This window comes from Pseudarthrobacter cellobiosi, from assembly GCF_023913755.1.
Classification (GTDB): Bacteria; Actinomycetota; Actinomycetes; order Actinomycetales; family Micrococcaceae; genus Arthrobacter; species Arthrobacter cellobiosi.
Window position 1 is genome coordinate 1 of the sequence record NZ_JAMXBJ010000040.1, and the last position, 17,077, is coordinate 17,077.

Sequence of the window (17,077 nt, forward strand, 5' to 3'; positions counted from 1 at the left end):
AAAGGCCGGCACCTTTCCAAGACAAGGAAACCGGCCTCGGGCCATTACGGCTCAAACCTGAGGAACCCTCAAACAATTACCGACCCACGCACCTAGGTATGAACCAAATGGGGGAACTTGATACTGAGCTGTGGAAGAGGTGCGCTGAAGATGATCCGGATGCACTTGGAATGTTGTTCGACCGGCACTCGGATGCGGTATTCCGTTACTGTCTGAGCCGTACCGGGTCCTGGCACGATGCTGAAGAACTGGTCTCTGTCACGTTTCTTGAAGCATGGCGGCAGCGCAAGGGTTTGACCTTGCAGCGGGAATCGCTGCTGCCGTGGCTGTTGGGCGTGGCTACGAACGCGGCACGAAACAGTGCCCGATCTACTCGCAGGTATGAGCAGGTTCTGGGCACGCTTCCACACTCGTTTTTTGTGCCGGACCATTCCACGGCGACTGATGAGCGGATGGACACTGAACGGCAGGTCAAGGAACTGCTCGAAGGGGCCGCGGACCTTAGCACTGGTGAGCGGGACGTGCTGCTGTTGTGCGTCATGAACGGCCCCGTCTACGATGCGACCGGCAAAACAGTCGTAGGTGAATTCGTTATCAGCTATGCGGCCGGAAACTCCGGGGTCAGTGGAGAACCGGCAGTGGAATGCGCGGGAGTTCCGCCGACACTGGGTCCTGGTGAGACATACCTTTGCCCCGGCTTGTCGCCAGTAGAAACGGGATACCCAGCTATCCCCGTGCCTTCCAACTGATTCGTCATTGTCGAAGCGCTAGTGCTACCAGAGGAGAGCTTCCCCACCTTTTGCGTTGCGGAGGTTCCGTTCGTGGAACCCTAAACGGGACGAGTTTCTCGATCGGGAAGGATAAACCAAACCTGCACGCTCTTATCAGAGCAGTAATAACCAAAAGTCGACGGGAAGCTTCACAGGTCGCACTGGCCAGCCTGTCCACCATCAGCGCAGGGCAGTCGGAGGCGATCGCCTTGGCCTACTTCGGCGGGCAGACGTACGCGGAAGTCGCCGCGGCCCTGAACCTTAGCCTTCCCGCGGTCAAGGCCCGCATCCGGGACGGCTTCCGCAACCTGCGCCACTCCATGGGGCCGGCAGGCGCCGACTGAAGTCCCCGTGGCGGTCCTATTTCACGGTGAGGGTGCCTTTCATGTTGCCGTGGAAGTTGCAGTGGTAGGTGTAAGTCCCCGGTTCGGTGGGGGCGGTGAAGGTGCCGGTGCCGACCTGGATGTTGGCATCGAACGCGTTGCCGGTGTCAGCGGTGATGGTGTGCGCTTCGATGTCTTCGTTGGTGACCGTGATCTCTGCTCCGGGGCTCACGGTGTCCGCACCTTCGTATTTGAAGCCCTTGATCAGGATTTCCGCCGGCGCCGCCGCCGGTGTTGTACCCGTGCGGGACGTTGAGGGGGCCGGTTCTGTGGTGGCGGCAGGAGCTGACGGGAATTGTTCCGTCAGTGTGGGGGCGGCTGTCGTGTCGGATCCGGAGGTGCCGGGGTTCCCGCAGCCGGACAAAACCAGCACGACTGCTGCTGCCGCGAGTCCGAGCGCGCTGCCGGTTCTGGTGCTTGTTTTCATGGATAAACCTTTCATGGAAACTGCCGGTGGGGTGCCTTTGTTGTGCAGCATCGGGTCAGGGGTGTTCGATCCAGCAGGCGAGGATGGTGGTGGAGAGTTGGTAGGCCAGGGCGTTGCGGGTGATGCTGTCCGGTCCGAGGGTGGCGGGCAGGTCGGTGGCGTCCACGTGCAGGACGAAGCTGTCTTTTTGGAACACCGCCGACCCGTCGCCGGTTTCATAAGCCGGGAAGCCGAGATTGGCCAGTCCTTCGATCGGTTTGGCGTCCTTTGCGAGGGCTTGGTTCGCGTCAAAGTAGGTGAGCGCGGTGGCCTGGTCCTTCGCTTCCTGGACGGAGATTTCCAGGTCCCCTTCTTCCAGGTGATAGGTGCAGGTAAAGGTGCTGTCGGCCCAGCTGTTGATGGTGTGTGGGTCCATGTCCAGGTCCAGGATTGCGGTGAGCCGGTCCATTGGCTGGTCCCCACAGACCATCAGGGCAGCATCGCTGGGCCCGGCGGCTGTGGTGGCGCCAGGTGATGACGACCCGTCGTTGTGGTGGCCGCTACCGTGGCTGTCGGTGTGCCCGGCCTCGGGCGAAACTGCCGTGGGGACCGGCGTTGAGAGGTCCGAGGGGGCGGTGACGGATCCGGCCGCTGTTGCGCAGCCCGAGAGCAGCAGGGCGGACAGGGCCAGGGAGGCCAGCAAGGGCTTGTGCTGTTTCATCGCTTGTTTCCGTCCTGGCCGCCCCGGTCGTTCGGGTTTGCGGCCGATTGTCAGGCTTTGAGGGTGGCGTAGATGACGTAGTTGTCATCGAAGAGGCCGGTGGCGGGGTCGTAGCCGTCGCAGGTGATCAGCCGCAGCTCGGACCCGGGAGTGTTCCCGTAGACCTCGACGGTGGGGAACTCGTTTTTGGGGTAGAGCGCGCCGCGGTCAACGGTGAACACGGCGGTGCTGCCGTCAGCCCGGGAGACGTTGATCTCAGCGCCAGGGGTGAGCTTGCGCAGGTCAGCGAACACACCCTTGTTCCCGCCCAGGGCGTTAACATGGCCCAGTATCACTGACGGGCCACGTTCCCCAGGGGTGGGCGAGCCGTCATACCAGCTGCCAGGTGTTCCGCTCCCGGTGTCCTCCGGTACTTTCAGGGAGCCGTTTTCTTCCAGCCCCAGGTGGAGAAGGTCCGTCCGGACACCAACCGAGGGAATGCTTAGGGTGACGGGAGCCGAAGCGGCCATTACCGGGGGAAGCTGCCGTGCGGGCGGGGCCGCCACAGGGGCGGCAGGTGCGGGGGTTGTCGCGGCGGGGGACGGAACCGCGGGAGCGGCGGGCGCCGCCGAGGATGAGACCGAGGCGGAGGGAGCAGCTCCGGCAGCCGGGGTGTCGGCGGGTCCGGCCGCGCAGCCGGCCAGGGTCAGCAGGAGCAGAACCCCGGCCGCCGTGGAGGCCAGGGGGCCTCTGCGGTGGCCGGGGTTCTTGGTTGTCACAGTATTGATCCGATCAGCCGGTGCTTAGGCTGCTGCGTTGCGGCGGCGGACCACGTAGGCGCCGCCGGCGAGGGCGATCAGGGCCAGGCCCGAACCGATGGCGAGGGCTCCGGTGTCGGTGCCGGTCTCGGTGGCGACACCGGTTGCTGCGCCGCCTGCGGGCATTTTCATCTGCCCGGCCGTCAAGGTTCCGCACAGCGCGGGGGACGTGGCGGCCAGCGGAAGGGTCGGTGCAAGGTCGGACTTGGCTGCCTGGCCTGCTGCGCTGAGGGTGGCGGGGTCAAGGCCGTGCACCACCACCACCGCGGTGCCTGCTTCCAGGGCGGCCTTGGTCTCGGCGTTCAGTTCGAACGTGCGGTCAACGGTGTAAGCAGCGCCCTGGCCACCGACCTTGAGGTCAAGGCCTGCTGCGGGGCTGGTGTCACCGCTGGTCGAGAGTGTGGTGACGATGGGGCCGTAGAACGGGTCGCCTTCGGTAGTGGAGATGACCTGGTCACCGTCCTTATCGGCGGAAGGATCAGGGCAAGTGCCCTGTTTGCCGCCGTGGATGTGCTGGACGTGCGGATACGGGGCGTCCATGAAGGTCGCGGGCATCCCCGAAACGTTCAGGACAACATGGGCCTGGTTACCCTTGACATCAACAGTGATGGTGCCCGAGCCTGCGCTGCCATTGAGCTGGCCCAGCGTGGACTGGTAAGACTGGTCCGCTGCCATCGCAGGGGAACCGGACAGGGCAAGAGCGCCCAAAGCGAGGGTGGGGACTGCCATAAAGCGAAGTGTCTTATTCATTGGAAAAATCTCCTCATACACGCGCGTGTGATGTTGGCGCCCCCGGGAAGGGGACACCAGTACTTCGCAACAACTCGCGGAAAGGATGGGTGCCGGTGTGGCCGGGTTCACATATTTTTGCGCAGGCTGATGCGGGGAGCAGGCTTTCGGAAGCGGTGACCCCGCGCCGTATTCAGGCAGCTCCAGTTCCGCGGTGGGGGCCCCTTGACGTTAACCATGAGCCGGGCCGGTTCTTCTGCAGCAGGGCGTATCCGGCCACCGCCAGGGCCCCGGCGGCAGCTTCGGCAATAGCTGTTATGGTCTTCGCGGTGTACCAGACCGGCTCATACATCGAAGGCAGCGGCCCGATAGCGGGTACCTGGACATACCGGTACAGGATGACCGCGGCGAAAGATGCCAGCGCCACCGCGGCGGCGGCCGCGAAAGCCGTCCGTGAACCCTTGAGCAGCACAAACACCGCGGCCAGGACCGCAGCGCCGGCCTGGATCAGAAACAGGGTGCCTTGCCCGATACCGCCCGGCGCGGCCTGCTGATAGCCCGGGGCGAGCTGGACATGGATCACGGCACTGACCAGAAGGCCCGCCGCGCCACCGACCCGCAGCACCCACAAGGCGCGCGTCCGTTTGGCCGGATGTAGTTCCGGGCGGTTCATTTCACGACCAGCGTCCCGGTCATCTGCGGATGGAAGCTGCAAATAATTCCGTACTCACCGGCCGCGTCCGGGGCCTGGAAGATCACCGTTGCGCCGCCCGGGACCTCATACTTGAAGTCCCGAATGGTGATGATCCCTTCAGCTGACGGGGCAGCGGAACTGGCAGCGGGCGGGGCGGACGAATCCCCGCTCGGTGCTGCGCATCCGGTAATGGTTGCCAGCGACACGACCGCGGCTACGAACCAAATACGAGTGGTTTTCATGACAGACCCCTTCACAAGGGGTGTGTCCTCCACTCGCCGGACGGCGCGCCCATCAGGAACCTACCCCGTATCTTATTCGTCACCCCCACCCCCACGGACTGCCGAATGTGGCAGAAGCCTGCCCAACAGACCGGGCGACAAACGAAAGGGGGAGGGGCCCCACCCATCCCCGTGCAGTTGTGGCGCGAATCACATAAGACTGCCGAACTCCTCGGTGGCCCCTTGATAGGGAGCGAAAAGATGAAAAGAAATTCGAAGCTGGCTCTTGGCGGAGCGGCAGCAGTGGTACTTACCGCGGTTTCGATGGGGGCAGGCCCTGTCCTGGCCCACAACGGCAAAGCGGCGGAAAAGACCGTGACGCTCACCGCTGTGCTGACTGAGCTGAACGGTTCCGGCGCTTCCGGGACCGCCACCGCCGTCGTGAAAAACCAGAAGATCGAACACATCGAGGTCCACGCTGAGGGCCTGACCCCGGACGCCCCCCATGCCCAGCACATCCACTACGGCAACGATGCCCTGAACGAGTGCCCCACCCTCGCCTTGGATGCCAACTGGGACGGGCGTATCAACACCGTTGAAGGCATTCCTGCTTATGGGCCCGTAGTGGTCTCGCTGAATACAACCGGGGATACCACCCCGGCCAGCTTCCTGGATGTCGCCCGGTTCCCGGTCTCCCATGACGGGAACTATAACTACAGCCGGGACAACATCGAGTTCACCGATGTCGCCGGCACAGGCTACCCCGGTGCAGGCGGTCTCGGCACAGCCAAGCAGATCGCCGATTCCATCCGGGAAGGTGAAGGCGTCCTCGTCATCCACGGCCTGGACTACGACGGGAACGGGACCTACAACTTCAGTGATCCTGAAGGTGGCAGCGAACTGACCGATGACCTGCCGGCCGAAGCCACGGACCCGGCCGTGTGCGGCGTCCTGCGCTGATACCCTAACCGGACCGGCCGCAGCTGGGGGCGGCCAACCCCAAACTCACACCAACTTAGTTCAGGCACGAAGGCGGGCGTCGGGCGCAGAAGACGCGGGACTCATCGACGAAAGACCACAGTTCGGGATCGATTCGCGAGGGCAATTCGAAGCGGATGCCCGTGGGGAGCGAAGTAGCCCTTTCCCGCCGCCCGTAAGCCGGTCCTTCACCGGCCCAAGCGCCACCCAAGATCTCCGGATCACGATCGCCGCGTTTCCGGGGCCTGTCGATTCCCGCAAGACCCGCCCGCAAAAATGCCCTATACGGCGCACTCCTGAGTCATCAGGTCCGCAGTAAGAATGCCAGGGCCAACAGCCGCGACCTAGACGCTGGCGGCCGCCCCGGACACGCGCACTGCGACCTGCCCGCTCCCCTGCGCCAGCTGCGAGGCTGCGGCTTCGTCAGCCACCACCGTCACGTGCGGGTGCAGCTGCAGGACCGACCCCGGGCAGTCAGCAGTGACCGGCCCGTTGAGGGCGGCGGCCAGGATGCCGGCCTTGTCCGCGCCGTTGACCACCAGCAGGAGATGGCGGGCTTCCAGGATGGTGCCCAGACCCTGCGTGATGCAGCGGAGCGGCACTTCTTCCGGCGTGCTGAAGTAGCGGGCGTTCGCCTCGCGGGTGCGTTCGGTGAGGACTTCCACGCGGGTCCTCGAATCCAGGGCGGAGCCGGGCTCGTTGAAGGCCAGGTGGCCGTTGTGGCCGATGCCGAGGATCTGCACATCAATGCCTCCGGCGCCGGCAATAGCGGCGTCGTAGTCAGCGGCGGCAGCCTCGGGATCGGTGGCGCTTCCGTCCGGCACGGCAACGTTGGCGGGATCCAGGTGCAGCCGCTCCGTCACTTCGCGACGGACAACTTCGGCGTAGCTTTCGGGGTGTCCGGCGGGGAGGCCCACGTACTCGTCGAGGGCAAAGGCCCGGACGGAGGACATGTCGGGCCGGTGGTTGGCGAGCGCCGCGTAGATGGGCAGCGGCGATCCTCCCGTGGCCACGCCCAGGACGGCGTCGGGCTTGCTGCGGATGACGGCAGCGAGGATCCCGGCGGCTACGGAACCGGTGGCTGAGGCGGTAGGCACAACGAAAATTTCCACAACAGGGGCACTCTCTACGAAAAAGGCAGGGCTAAGTCCGCCCGAGGCGTGGGCGGCGAAGGGAAAACAGGCTAGGCGGCCGCGACATCCTTGAGTTTCAGGCGGATGCCGTCAAAGTGGCGCTGCAGGCGTTCGGACGCAAGAGCCTTGTCCTTGTTGGCCACGGCCTCGAAGATGTCCCAGTGGTCCTGCGTCTGCTGCTCGAGGTTGACCGGGCCGGTACCGATGGCCAGGTGGATCTTGCGGTAAACCTGCCAGAACACATCCATGAGGTTGATCAGCAGCTCATTGTTCAGGGGGGCGTACAGGCGGCGGTGGAATTCGGCGTCGTGCTCATGCAGCGGCTCCCCCTTCTTGGCCGCGTCCTCCAAGGCTTCCATGGTGGCCCGCAGATCAGCCACGTGCTCGTCGGTGAGCAGGTCAATGGCCGGTCCGATCAGCCCGGACTCGAGGGCCTGGCGGACATCGATGAGCTCCATGGCTTCCTCGCCCTTGTGGCGGAGAGACAGCCGGCCGCGGAACGTCAGGCCGGACACCAGGGCGCTGAAGTTGTTGGGTGCAACGAACATGCCAAAGCCATGCCGGATCTCGATGACGCCCAGTGCCTGCAGTACTTTCAGGGACTCGCGGACGGTGTTTCGGCCCACGCCGAGTTCGGCGGAGAGCTCACTTTCGGTGGGCAGCGCGTCACCGACGTCAAGGCCGCGGTCCAGAATGAGGTCCATGATCCGCGTCTGCAGGGCATGCGAACGGAGCTGCGCACTGAAACGGGCGGGCGATACTTCTTGCGATGCGATGGCCACGTGGGTCTCCTCCTTGCCGCGCTTAGGGGTCGCGACTTGTCCTACATCTCAAGGGTACAGGAGATGGGACGTCCAATGTCTAGATATTGGGAACGTATTTTTTGAGCAGTGCCAACCCTGAGGGACCGAATCTAACCCAGGAGCGCCGAATCTAACCCAAAAGGGACCGAACAAGCTCGCGGCACGCCCGGTAACCAGGCGTTTTGGGGTCGATCAGGGCGTAATGGTCCCCGGGGACCCTGATCAGCCGGGTCTCCATGTTTGCCGTGGTTCCGGCGTTCACATAGGACTCGGACTGACCCAAGGGAACGGTGGTGTCCTCCGATCCCTGGACAGCGATGACCGGCACGGCCAGCGGAAGGGCGGTCATGGGGTCAGCGTACCTGTAGCGGTGCGGATATTTCGACGACGACCCGCCCAGGAGGTTGCTCACCGCACCGTTGCTGAGGTTCAGCTTCTCCGCCTCGGCCAGGTTGAGCAAGCCGGACTGGCTGACCACTCCGGTGAGGTGCACCGCGGAGGCATCTGAGGTGCGGGGCACCTGGCGGTCAGCATCCGGCATTCCCAGCTGGGCAAGCTTCCCCCGGCCGGCAGCCCAGGCGGCCAGATGCCCGCCGGCTGAATGGCCCAGCGCCACCACCGGACCCAGGTTCAGGGCATGCTTGGCCGCGAGGTCACCCAGCTTGTCGATACCGGCCAGCACGTCAATGAAGGTGTTTGGCCAGCCGCCGCCGTTTCCGGCCCGGCGGTATTCAAGGTTCCAGGCGGCCATGCCATGGGCGGCCAGGTCCTTGGCGATGGGCTCCCCCAGCTCTGCGCCGTACTGCGAGCGCCAGTAGCCGCCATGGATCACCACCACCACGCCGCGGTGCTCGGCGCCGGCCGGCAGCTCCGGCAGGAAAAGCTCGCCCCATTGGCTGGCGTCCTCGCCGTACTGGTACTTGTGCCGCTTCACTGCATCCCCCTTGGCACCGCCACCGGCGGTACCGTCCCGCTCGGCGCCGGGCGAACACGCGGCGCCGAGAATTCCAACGGCCGCCGCGGCAGCCGCACCAACCAACGTGCGAAAGACAAACGCCCGACGCCGCAGATCAGCCATGTGCCGAGCCTACAGCGTGGTGCCTCCCGGCAAAGTCGCCGAGCAGGTAACCGGTAGATTTGTGCCCGTGAATTCCATCAACGCGCACTGGACCGGGGCCTTTTGGGGTCATCACGGACCCCGAAGGCTGGCAGCACTTCCGGCGCCTCGATCCGGCCCTGCTGATATCCCCGGCCACTGACGGACTCGAGGACCGGGCAACCATGGGCGCCGCATCCGGGCAAGCTGGACGGCGTCGTCAGGAACGCTGGTCCTGGAAGCGGGAGGCACAGCCGACAGCTCGCCTTTTGACGTGCTGGTGGATGGGAAGCTCGCCCACCGGGTCACCGCAGCGGGCCGGGTGAGTTACGAGCTCGCCTTGGGAACCCTCAAGCAGGGGACTTCGGTCCAGCTAGGGCTCCCCCAGTTTGGGACGGTAAGGATCCGGGAAGCATCGCTGCGAGGAGAGGGCGTGGAATCGGTGACGGAGTCCGACAAACGCTGGCTGACGTACGGCAGCTCGCTGACGCATTGCCGGCAGGCTGACGGCCCGTCGGAAACCTGGCCTGCCCTGGTGGCGAACCGGTATGGCTGGCAGCTCACCTCGCTTGGATTCGCTGGCGATTGCCAGCTGGATCCCGCTTCGGAGTCAACGCTGCAGCAACTGTCGGCCGATTTCATCTCGCTCTGCCTGGGCATCAACTCCTATAGCGCGGCCGTTTTCTCCGAACGCAGCTACGCCAGCCAGGTCCTGGGTTTCCTGGCGAACATCCGCAAAGCCCATCCCTTGGCGCCGATTGCCGTCATCACCCCCATGCTGTCGCTGCCCCGGGAGGAATTGCCCAACGCCGTCGGGATGACCTTGAGGGACTACCGGGACGCAACCGCCGCCGTCGTGCGTGTCCTGCGGGAACGCGGCGACCACGGGTTCCACTGCCTTGACGGCGCCGCCGTCTTCACTCCCGACGAAGCCGCCGAACTGATGCCGGATACGCTCCATCCCGACAACACGGGCTACCGGCTGATGGCCGCACGGCTGGGCCCACTGCTTTCCGCCGTGGCGAACACGCCCTGACCCACTTTCTGCGGGCGCTCCCGGCCCTGGCTACTGATACTCAACCGGGACCACAGGCGGCCGCCCTGGAAGGGCGTAGTGTCGGTAGTAGGAGATTTCGGGGTGGCAAATAGGTCCGGGGTTGAATAATACGGGCCGCGCGCGAAGAGAGCGCACAGCCGCCAGCTGGGTCGTGTGACCCCGGCGATGCATGGAATTGAGGCCGCGTGGCCGAGAATGATGCCCTGCCGACGGTGGAGCAATTACAGGACCTGCTTCTTGAGAGTCCGGGTTTCACCGAATTCCTCCTGGGACTGACCGCGATTTCCACGTCCTTGCTGGGCGGGGAGACGCCCCTGCTGTGTGCCATCACGGTGGAACGGGAGACCGGGCCAGCGACGGTAGCCAGCAGCACGGAGACGGCCCGGAACCTGGACGAACGCCAGTACGCATTAGACGACGGTCCCTGCCTTACGGCGCTGCGGGAGCAGCGCACGGTCCTCATCCGTGATCTTCAGGCGGACGAGAGTTGGGCCTGGTATGCCGGGGCGGTCGCAGACGAAGGCATCCGGACAATCCTGGCCGTCCCCACCGACAACGGTTCCCGCTCCGCCCTAAACTGCTACTCAACCCAGCTGAATACGTTTGCCCCGGACACGGTTACCGCCATTGAGGAGCACGCTGCATCGCTGTCCCGGATCCTGCGGCTGGCAATCCGTGTGCACGCGTCGGACCCGTACCCGGAGCATTTGAGGTCGGCGCTGCGATCCCGGGCCGTTGTGGACTCGGGCGTGGCCCTGATCATGGTGCAGAACCGCTGCAGCCATGAAACCGCCGTCAAGCTCCTGCACCTTGCCTCCCGCAGCAGCAACCGCCGGCTGCATGACATCGCCGAGGACATCCTGCGCCATGCGTCAGATATCCCCGTCGTCACCGGAGGCGGGGAGAAATGATGGACGACGGCGGATTGGGCACCCCCCAGCCTGCCTTCGAGGCGGACCAGCGCAAGTTTGCGGCCGCCCAGTTCCAGAGCGGGAACATCAGCCTCCCCGGGCTATGGACCTGCTATTACGGGATCGGCGGAAACGTCGATCAGCTTGGGGTGGACGCCTATCTGCACGAGCTGGTGGAATTGGCCCCACTGCAGATGGATCTCATCCAGACCGCCACGGCGGACGGACCGGGAAGTGCACATGTCCCAGGACTTTGATATCCGAGAACCCGAATCCGGCAACGTTGGACGCGCCGGCGCCGGCCTGCACGAGTTTGTGCTCCACCTGCAGGACCTCGTCCTGGCAAGCTCCGACGTCCGTGAATTCCTGACGGACACGGCCGCGATTTTTGCCACGCAACTGTCACAGTCCGGGAACCGCTTGTCCTGCGGGATCACGGTAGTCCGGCAGAAGCGGCCGGTCGCTGTGGCGAGCAGCGATGCCCTCGCCCGGAACCTGGACGAATTGCAAAACAGCTTCGGCCGCGGACCGTGCCTGACAGCCCTTCGGACAGAATCGATGGTCCATGTCCCGGATCTGGACGCCGATGTCCGTTGGCCGAAATACAACCAGGCTGCCCGCCAGATGGGCATCGGCTCCATCCTGGCAGTACCAATGCATCTGCATGCTCCTGCTCAGGCGGTGATTAACCTCTACTCCCCCAACACGGATGGCTTCCCGCATCACGGGATTGATGCGACTGTTGGTCTGGCGGGCATCGCCGCCAAGGCGCTGGACCTTGCCCTGAACATCGCACAGTTGCGCGACGCGCGTGACGACCTCGCCGCCGCCCTGAAGTCCCGCACTGTCATTGACACGGCCATTGGGGCCATCATGGCGCAGAACCGGTGCAACCGCGATGCGGCATTCGAGATATTGGTCAAGGCCTCCAGTTACCGCAATATCAAGTTAAAGGAGGTGGCCGCCGGCATCATTTCCGGAATTGGCGGCGAACGGGAATTCCCCACCACCTACGATGAATAGCCAAACAGCCTGAATCCGTGCAGGTCCGGGTGCGCAGCCCACCACGCACGCTAGGCTTTACCTGAAGCGCTGAACGGTTCACAAACAGGCTCATCCGGCCCGCCGGAGGCCGGTCACGCAGAATGGCCGGAGGCAAAAACATGATCAAGAAGTATCCCCTGGATGAACTATCCACTGCCTTGGGCAGGATTATGGGGCTGCTCCTCACGGAAGAAAAAGTGGACCACGCCGTCCAGCATCTGGCCCGCGCCGTTAGGGATTCCATCCCGGGGACTCTTGGGGCAGGTGTCTCAATCCTTGATCCCCATGCCCGCCCGGTCAGTTCCGGGTCTACCGACAGCGTGGTGGAAGGCGCTGACGCCCTTCAGTACGAACTGGTCCAGGGGCCCTGCCTGACAGCCTGGGCCACCCAACAGAGCATCCTCATCCATGACGTTGCAACTGAAGCCCGCTGGCCAAACTGGAGCGCCGCCGTCGTTGACATGCCAATCCGCTCAGTCATCAGCACCCCGCTGATCGCCGACGGGCAGGCCATAGGTGCAATGAAGATCTACGCCGCCACCCCCGGCGCTTTTGTGGATGCCACCGCTGCCCTCGTGGAGCTTTTTGCCTCACCCGCGGCAACCCTTCTCTCGCATATCCAGACTGCCGAAACTCCGGAACGCATCAGTGAGAGCCTTCAATCGGCTCTCCACAGCAGGGATCTGATTAACCGGGCCTGCGGAATACTCATGGAGCGCCGAACTCTCACAGAGGACGCCGCCCTGCAGCAGCTGATGCGGCAGGCCCGCGCGACGCGCAGCATGCTTAAGGAAGTCAGCGCCATTGTCTTGGCAGGTGTGGCCTCCCACCCGCGTAGAGGCAGTAGTGATGGGCTTCGATAGCAGCGAACCGGAGCAACGCCGCCGGCTCCAGGCAGCATTGGCAGCAGCACAAGTCAGCACGGGTGACCTGTGGCTTTACTACTTCGGCATCGGCGGATCGGTCGGTGAGTATGAAGTGGAGGCCTACATGCAGGGACTTCTTTCCCTGCCCGAACTGCAGCGGGACCTCCTGGCCATGGCGGCCAACGAGCTTTCCTCCGACCAGCCCGGCCCGCGCGCGCCCTTTGCGGACGAGCTGGGGTCCGGGGATCCGGCCCGGCCCGAGGATTCCTAGCGGGCCAAACGCTCTCTCACTTAATGCCCCTTTTAGCCGAACCCTCTCTCACTTGATGCAGCTTTGAGCCGCACGCCCTCTCGCTTTCTTGAGGCAAGTGAGAGAGCGTTGGTGATTTTCCTGCGTTAAGTGAGAGAGCGTTGGTGATTTTCCTGCGTTAAGTGAGAGAGCGTTTGATGGTGCCAGGGGCGTTGCCGCCCAGCCGTGCGGTGACTTTGTCCGCCGCTGCCCTGCAGGATTCGCCGAGGCTCTGCAGGCGCTCCTTGGAGACGCGGAACCGCGGGGCCGGGATGAGGACTGCTGCCACAAGGTCGCCGCGGTGATCGTACACGGGGGCGGCGACGCCGACTTCATCCATGGAGGACTCGCCGTAGTTGATGGCCCACCCGCGGCGGGAGTCGTCTTTAAGGCGGAGCAGATAGTCCTCGAGGGAGGCGTCGTCCAGCCCAGGGTAGGTAATGGCTCCGCTGCGCAGGAGGGCACGCACCCTCTCCTCCGGTTGCATTCCGAGGAACACCTGAACCGAGGAACTCAACGCGTCGCTGTACCGGGCCCCCAGCGGCGCAGTGTGCTTGATCTGATGACGGCTGGCAATCTGCTCCACGCAGATCGACTCGTTGCCCTCCCACATCATCAAGGCACTGGTTTCGCCGGTCAGCTCCGTAAGTTCGCGCAGGACGGGATAGGCGACCCGCCGCTCCTCCAGTTCGGCCAGTAGCGGGCCGGCGACCGCGATCAGGCCCAGTCCGAGGCGGAAACGGCGCGTGTCCGCATCGCGTTCCACAAGGTGTTCCTGTTCGAACGTCGACAGGATCCGGGAAACGGTGCTTTTGTGCAGGCCGACGCGGTTGGCGATCTCGGTGACTCCGAGCAGCGGTTCGTCGGCGGTGAAGGTCCGCAGCACGGCGATGGCGTTGACGATGACTGAGGCGCCTTTGGTGTCGCCCTTGCCGTTGCTGTCGCTGCCGTTGGTGTCGTTGGTGTCGTTGGAATCGGGTGTGGTCATGATGCTCACTATCATTGCGCATACTCACCGGAAAGCGGCGCCGTGTCCGACACGGCGCCGCTCCCCTGGGGCTGGTGGTTGAGCCTGGGCCCACGACCGCAGGGTTCCCTGGCCGAGCTTGCGAGGCTAGGGAGCGGTTTGGGAGGCTCCGATGATGTTGTGCTCGGGGCCGAACGGGAAACTGGTGATGTTTTCGGCGCCGTCGTCGCCCACTACCAGGATGTCGTGTTCGCGGTAGCCGCCGGCGCCCGGCTGGCCATCCAGGACGGTAATCATGGGTTCCATGGAGACCACCATGCCCGGTGCCAGCACGGTGTCGATGTCCTCGCGGAGCTCCAGCCCGGCTTCGCGGCCGTAGTAGTGGCTGAGGACACCGAACGAGTGTCCGTAGCCGAACGTCCGGTTCGCCAACAGCCCGTGGCCCACGTAGATCTCGTTGAGTTCCGCGGCGATGTCCTTGCAGACGGCGCCGGGCTTGATGAGTTCAAGGCCGCGTTTGTGTACCTCCACGTTGATGTTCCAGAGTTCCAGGGAGCGGGCATCGGGTTCGCCGTAGAACAGGGTGCGCTCGAGGGCGGTGTAGTAGCCGGAGGTCATGGGGAAGCAGTTCAGGGACAAGATGTCGTGTTCCTGGATCTTGCGGGTGGTGGCCCAGTTGTGGGCGCCGTCGGTGTTGATGCCGGACTGGAACCAGACCCAGGTGTCGCGGATTTCGGAGTCCGGGAACGTCCTGGCGATCTCGTGGACCATGGCCTCGGTGCCGATCAGGGCGACCTCGTACTCGGTGATGCCGGCCGTGATGGCGTTGCGGATGGCTTCGCCGCCGAGGTCGCCGATCCGGGCACCGTGCTTGATGACCTCGATTTCCTCGGCGGACTTGATCATGCGCTGGCGCATGGCGGCCTGTGCCACGTCCACCAGGGTGGCGCCGGAGAAGGCAGCCTGGATCTTGTTGCGGTTATCCAGCGGCAGCGAGTCGTCCTCGACGCCGAGGCGGCGCGGGTTGATGCCGCGGGTCCGCAGGACTTCCTGGATCGCGAAGATGTAGTTGTCCCGGCGCCAGTCCGTGTAGACCAGGTTGTCGCCGAAGCTGCGGCGCCAGGGCATGCCTGCGTCGATGTTGGCGGTGACGGTGACGTTGTCATCCTTGGTGACCACCATGGCGTAGGAGCGGCCAAAGGTGGTGAACAGGAAGTCGGAGTAGTACTTGATGGAGTGGTAGCTGGTCAGGACGACGGCGTCGAGGTCCTTCTCGGCCATGATGCGGCGCAGACCGGACAGGCGGCGCTCGAACTCGGTATCGGAGAAGGTCAGGCTGACTTTCTTACCGTTCTTCAGGACCTTGGTCCGCTCCAGTTCGGCGATCGACGATGCGTTCTCGGAAGCTGTGGTGATCATTGTGTGGTGGTGCCTTTCCGTGGTGCAGTTACGTGAGATGAGAAGAAGAAGTCTGGCTATTCGTGGCGCAGTGGCTCTTTGCAGGTTTCCCTGGAGAGCGCGACCGCGATCAACGAGATGACCGCGGCACCGACGAGGTACCAGGCCGGGGCAAGATCGCTTGCGGTGGCAGCGATCAGGAGGGTTGCCATGAACGGGGCGGTGCCGCCGAACAGGGCGTTGGAGAGGTTGAAGCTGACCGCGAAGCCGCTGTAGCGGACCCGGGTGGGGAACATCTCGGCCAGGAAGCTGGGAAGTGTTCCGTCATTGAGGGTGAGCATCGCTCCCAGCAGGATCTGGACAAGGACGATGACCAGGAAGTTCCCGGTCCCCAGGAGTGCGAACGCGGGTACCGTCAGCACGATGAAGGCTACGGATGCGCTGATCAGGACCTTTTTGCGTCCGTACCGGTCCGAGAGCATCCCGGTCAGGAAGATGAAGCCGATGTAGGTGACCAGTGCGATGGTGGTGGCCAGGAATGATTCAGTTTGGCCGAGGCCCAGTTCCGAGGACAGATAGGTGGGCATGTAGCTGAGGATCACGTAGAAACCGACGGCGTTGAGCAGCACTGCTCCGACGGCCTGCAGCAGCTGCCGCCAGTGGTTCCGGAACAGGCTGGACACGGGCGCCTTGATGGCCTCGTCCTCGGCCGCCAGCTCGCGGAACACCGGGGTGTCCTCGAGCTTGGTCCGGATGTAGCGGCCGATCAGTCCCATCGGGGCGGCCAGCAGAAACGGCAGGCGCCAACCCCAGCTTTGCATGGCCTCGGAACTGAGAAGGACTGTCAACAGGCCTGCGATCAAGGAGCCGAGGAGCAGGCCCGCTGCCGTACTGGCGGGAACAACCGCGGCGTACAGGCCGCGCTTGTTGGCGGGAGCGTACTCGACCAAGAAGGCGGAAGCTCCTGCGTATTCACCAGAAGCGGAGAAACCCTGCGCTACCCGGATGACCAGAAGCAGGATGGGAGCCCAGATGCCGATCGTGGCATAGCCCGGAATGAGGGCTATACAGAAGGTTGCTCCTGACATGATCAAGATCGAGAGGGAGAGCGCTGTCCGCCGGCCCACCCTGTCACCGATGTGGCCCCAGACGAAGCCTCCGAGGGGCCGCACCAGGAACGAGATTGCGAACAGGGCGAACGTCAGCAGAAGCCCTGTCTGGGGATCTGATTCAGGGAAAAAGACTGTCGCGATCGTGACGGCAAGATAGCCGTACACGGCGTAGTCAAACCACTCGACGAAATTGCCGATGAAGCTGGCCGCAATGACTCTGCGGCGCGTTTCTTTGCTGACCACGTTGTCAGCAGGTTCAAAATTCTGGCCGCTCATGGTGCTGCGGCCGCCCGCACGAGCGGGAGAGGAAGTTTCGTTACTCATGTATCCACCAAGTTGTTGGGGTTGCAATCAGCGCAACGCTGTTGCACCAGACTAGGCGTGATCAGGAACACAGTCAATGGTTATTTTGCATCACGGCATACAGCTCCCCGCGGGGGCAGTGTCTGGCTTCCCGGCGACGCGCGGCAAGAGAGGACGACGCAAGCAGTTGCGTAGGATGAAAGCATGTTGCGACAACTGGCAGGCGCCCACGCCCTCACCCGGACAGCGGACGAACGCAGCCCAAGAGCGCTCTATTGACACCCTCCGTGGCGGCTGACATATTTTCGATTACGCGCTATGTGCACCGTGTTGTGTAATACGCAATAACTTCAGTTCAGCAGCCAGCGGTTGAGGGCCCGGAGCTGCGGCGTTAGAACC

21 protein-coding genes are annotated in these 17,077 nt (G+C 64.0%); 9 read left to right on the forward strand and 12 right to left on the reverse strand.

Translation table 11 applies throughout. The features are described 5' to 3' along the window. The coding region (locus tag NG696_RS07485; protein ID WP_252574960.1) for an RNA polymerase sigma factor at nt 1–749 on the forward strand (749 nt) is incomplete at its 5' end. Between the two features lie 50 nt (nt 750–799). After that, on the forward strand, nt 800–1,114 hold the full coding sequence (locus tag NG696_RS07490; RefSeq protein ID WP_252574961.1) for a sigma factor-like helix-turn-helix DNA-binding protein: 315 nt from the start codon (nt 800–802) through the stop codon (nt 1,112–1,114). Nucleotides 1,115–1,130: 16 nt separating this feature from the next. On the opposite strand, the gene NG696_RS07495 is transcribed toward NG696_RS07490, so the two are convergent. The 6 genes from NG696_RS07495 to NG696_RS07520 form a co-directional block, all read right to left on the reverse strand. Then, nucleotides 1,131–1,580 carry a cupredoxin domain-containing protein gene (locus NG696_RS07495; RefSeq protein WP_252574962.1) on the reverse strand — a complete coding sequence of 150 codons (450 nt, stop codon included), beginning with the start codon at nt 1,578–1,580 and terminating at the stop codon, nt 1,131–1,133. Between the two features lie 55 nt (nt 1,581–1,635). Then, nucleotides 1,636–2,280: a hypothetical protein gene (locus tag NG696_RS07500; RefSeq protein WP_252574963.1), complete on the reverse strand. Its 645-nt coding sequence runs from the start codon at nt 2,278–2,280 to the stop codon at nt 1,636–1,638. Nucleotides 2,281–2,330: 50 nt separating this feature from the next. After that, nucleotides 2,331–3,038 carry a class F sortase gene (locus NG696_RS07505; RefSeq protein WP_252574964.1) on the reverse strand — a complete coding sequence of 236 codons (708 nt, stop codon included), beginning with the start codon at nt 3,036–3,038 and terminating at the stop codon, nt 2,331–2,333. 24 nt (nt 3,039–3,062) lie between these two features. Further along, nucleotides 3,063–3,827, reverse strand: a complete 765-nt coding sequence (locus tag NG696_RS07510; protein WP_252574965.1) for a CHRD domain-containing protein — start codon at nt 3,825–3,827, stop codon at nt 3,063–3,065. Nucleotides 3,828–3,999: 172 nt separating this feature from the next. After that, nucleotides 4,000–4,479, reverse strand: a complete 480-nt coding sequence (locus tag NG696_RS07515) for a hypothetical protein (RefSeq protein ID WP_252574966.1) — start codon at nt 4,477–4,479, stop codon at nt 4,000–4,002. Next, nucleotides 4,476–4,742: a cupredoxin domain-containing protein gene (locus NG696_RS07520; RefSeq protein WP_252574967.1), complete on the reverse strand. Its 267-nt coding sequence runs from the start codon at nt 4,740–4,742 to the stop codon at nt 4,476–4,478. Before NG696_RS07520 ends, NG696_RS07515 begins: the two co-directional genes overlap by 4 nt. A gap of 240 nt (nt 4,743–4,982) precedes the next feature. Here NG696_RS07520 and NG696_RS07525 point away from each other — a divergent pair, with 240 nt between their 5' ends. Further along, nucleotides 4,983–5,681: a hypothetical protein gene (locus NG696_RS07525; protein WP_252574968.1), complete on the forward strand. Its 699-nt coding sequence runs from the start codon at nt 4,983–4,985 to the stop codon at nt 5,679–5,681. A gap of 362 nt (nt 5,682–6,043) precedes the next feature. On the opposite strand, the gene NG696_RS07530 is transcribed toward NG696_RS07525, so the two are convergent. The 3 genes from NG696_RS07530 to NG696_RS07540 all read right to left on the reverse strand — a co-directional run bounded on the left by NG696_RS07530 (nt 6,044) and on the right by NG696_RS07540 (nt 8,713). Beyond that, nucleotides 6,044–6,811, reverse strand: coding sequence for a glucosamine-6-phosphate deaminase (locus NG696_RS07530; RefSeq protein ID WP_252574969.1), 768 nt, complete (start codon nt 6,809–6,811; stop codon nt 6,044–6,046). A gap of 71 nt (nt 6,812–6,882) precedes the next feature. Continuing rightward, nucleotides 6,883–7,608, reverse strand: coding sequence for a FadR/GntR family transcriptional regulator (locus NG696_RS07535; protein WP_374208693.1), 726 nt, complete (start codon nt 7,606–7,608; stop codon nt 6,883–6,885). 157 nt (nt 7,609–7,765) lie between these two features. After that, nucleotides 7,766–8,713 carry an alpha/beta hydrolase gene (locus NG696_RS07540; protein ID WP_256472025.1) on the reverse strand — a complete coding sequence of 316 codons (948 nt, stop codon included), beginning with the start codon at nt 8,711–8,713 and terminating at the stop codon, nt 7,766–7,768. A 451-nt stretch (nt 8,714–9,164) separates the two neighbouring features. Here NG696_RS07540 and NG696_RS07545 point away from each other — a divergent pair, with 451 nt between their 5' ends. From NG696_RS07545 to NG696_RS07570, 6 genes are all read left to right on the forward strand, one after another. Continuing rightward, nucleotides 9,165–9,767 carry a GDSL-type esterase/lipase family protein gene (locus tag NG696_RS07545; protein WP_252574970.1) on the forward strand — a complete coding sequence of 201 codons (603 nt, stop codon included), beginning with the start codon at nt 9,165–9,167 and terminating at the stop codon, nt 9,765–9,767. 206 nt (nt 9,768–9,973) lie between these two features. Then, nucleotides 9,974–10,699 (forward strand): GAF and ANTAR domain-containing protein, encoded by a 726-nt coding sequence (locus NG696_RS07550; RefSeq protein WP_252567858.1) that lies wholly within the window; start codon nt 9,974–9,976, stop codon nt 10,697–10,699. Further along, on the forward strand, nt 10,696–10,956 hold the full coding sequence (locus tag NG696_RS07555) for a hypothetical protein (RefSeq protein WP_252567856.1): 261 nt from the start codon (nt 10,696–10,698) through the stop codon (nt 10,954–10,956). The genes NG696_RS07550 and NG696_RS07555 overlap by 4 nt, the downstream gene beginning before the upstream one ends. After that, nucleotides 10,940–11,722, forward strand: coding sequence for a GAF and ANTAR domain-containing protein (locus NG696_RS07560; RefSeq protein ID WP_252567854.1), 783 nt, complete (start codon nt 10,940–10,942; stop codon nt 11,720–11,722). The genes NG696_RS07555 and NG696_RS07560 overlap by 17 nt, the downstream gene beginning before the upstream one ends. A gap of 140 nt (nt 11,723–11,862) precedes the next feature. Next, entirely contained in the window at nt 11,863–12,606 is a 744-nt protein-coding gene (locus NG696_RS07565) for a GAF and ANTAR domain-containing protein (protein WP_252574971.1), read from the forward strand. Next, complete coding sequence (locus NG696_RS07570) at nt 12,593–12,880, forward strand: hypothetical protein (protein ID WP_252567850.1); 288 nt, start codon at nt 12,593–12,595, stop codon at nt 12,878–12,880. Before NG696_RS07565 ends, NG696_RS07570 begins: the two co-directional genes overlap by 14 nt. 157 nt (nt 12,881–13,037) lie before the next feature. On the opposite strand, the gene NG696_RS07575 is transcribed toward NG696_RS07570, so the two are convergent. The 3 genes from NG696_RS07575 to NG696_RS07585 all read right to left on the reverse strand — a co-directional run bounded on the left by NG696_RS07575 (nt 13,038) and on the right by NG696_RS07585 (nt 16,699). After that, complete coding sequence (locus NG696_RS07575) at nt 13,038–13,886, reverse strand: IclR family transcriptional regulator (RefSeq protein ID WP_252574972.1); 849 nt, start codon at nt 13,884–13,886, stop codon at nt 13,038–13,040. A 126-nt stretch (nt 13,887–14,012) separates the two neighbouring features. Continuing rightward, nucleotides 14,013–15,284, reverse strand: a complete 1,272-nt coding sequence (locus tag NG696_RS07580) for an aminopeptidase P family protein (RefSeq protein WP_252574973.1) — start codon at nt 15,282–15,284, stop codon at nt 14,013–14,015. Between the two features lie 56 nt (nt 15,285–15,340). Beyond that, nucleotides 15,341–16,699, reverse strand: a complete 1,359-nt coding sequence (locus NG696_RS07585) for an MFS transporter (protein ID WP_252574974.1) — start codon at nt 16,697–16,699, stop codon at nt 15,341–15,343. Between the last annotated feature and the right edge of the window lie 378 nt (nt 16,700–17,077).

Bases quoted from the DNA above. Each gene is read 5' to 3' on its own strand.
- NG696_RS07495 (WP_252574962.1), bottom strand. From the start codon at position 1,580: ATGAAAACAAGCACCAGAACCGGCAGCGCGCTCGGACTCGCGGCAGCA.
- NG696_RS07500 (WP_252574963.1), bottom strand. From the start codon at position 2,280: ATGAAACAGCACAAGCCCTTGCTGGCCTCCCTGGCCCTGTCCGCCCTG.
- NG696_RS07510 (WP_252574965.1), bottom strand. From the start codon at position 3,827: ATGAATAAGACACTTCGCTTTATGGCAGTCCCCACCCTCGCTTTGGGC.
- NG696_RS07515 (WP_252574966.1), bottom strand. From the start codon at position 4,479: ATGAACCGCCCGGAACTACATCCGGCCAAACGGACGCGCGCCTTGTGG.
- NG696_RS07520 (WP_252574967.1), bottom strand. From the start codon at position 4,742: ATGAAAACCACTCGTATTTGGTTCGTAGCCGCGGTCGTGTCGCTGGCA.
- NG696_RS07525 (WP_252574968.1), top strand. From the start codon at position 4,983: ATGAAAAGAAATTCGAAGCTGGCTCTTGGCGGAGCGGCAGCAGTGGTA.
- NG696_RS07540 (WP_256472025.1), bottom strand. From the start codon at position 8,713: ATGGCTGATCTGCGGCGTCGGGCGTTTGTCTTTCGCACGTTGGTTGGT.
- NG696_RS07555 (WP_252567856.1), top strand. From the start codon at position 10,696: ATGATGGACGACGGCGGATTGGGCACCCCCCAGCCTGCCTTCGAGGCG.
- NG696_RS07560 (WP_252567854.1), top strand. From the start codon at position 10,940: ATGTCCCAGGACTTTGATATCCGAGAACCCGAATCCGGCAACGTTGGA.
- NG696_RS07565 (WP_252574971.1), top strand. From the start codon at position 11,863: ATGATCAAGAAGTATCCCCTGGATGAACTATCCACTGCCTTGGGCAGG.
- NG696_RS07570 (WP_252567850.1), top strand. From the start codon at position 12,593: ATGGGCTTCGATAGCAGCGAACCGGAGCAACGCCGCCGGCTCCAGGCA.
- NG696_RS07575 (WP_252574972.1), bottom strand. From the start codon at position 13,886: ATGACCACACCCGATTCCAACGACACCAACGACACCAACGGCAGCGAC.
- NG696_RS07580 (WP_252574973.1), bottom strand. From the start codon at position 15,284: ATGATCACCACAGCTTCCGAGAACGCATCGTCGATCGCCGAACTGGAG.
- NG696_RS07585 (WP_252574974.1), bottom strand. From the start codon at position 16,699: ATGAGTAACGAAACTTCCTCTCCCGCTCGTGCGGGCGGCCGCAGCACC.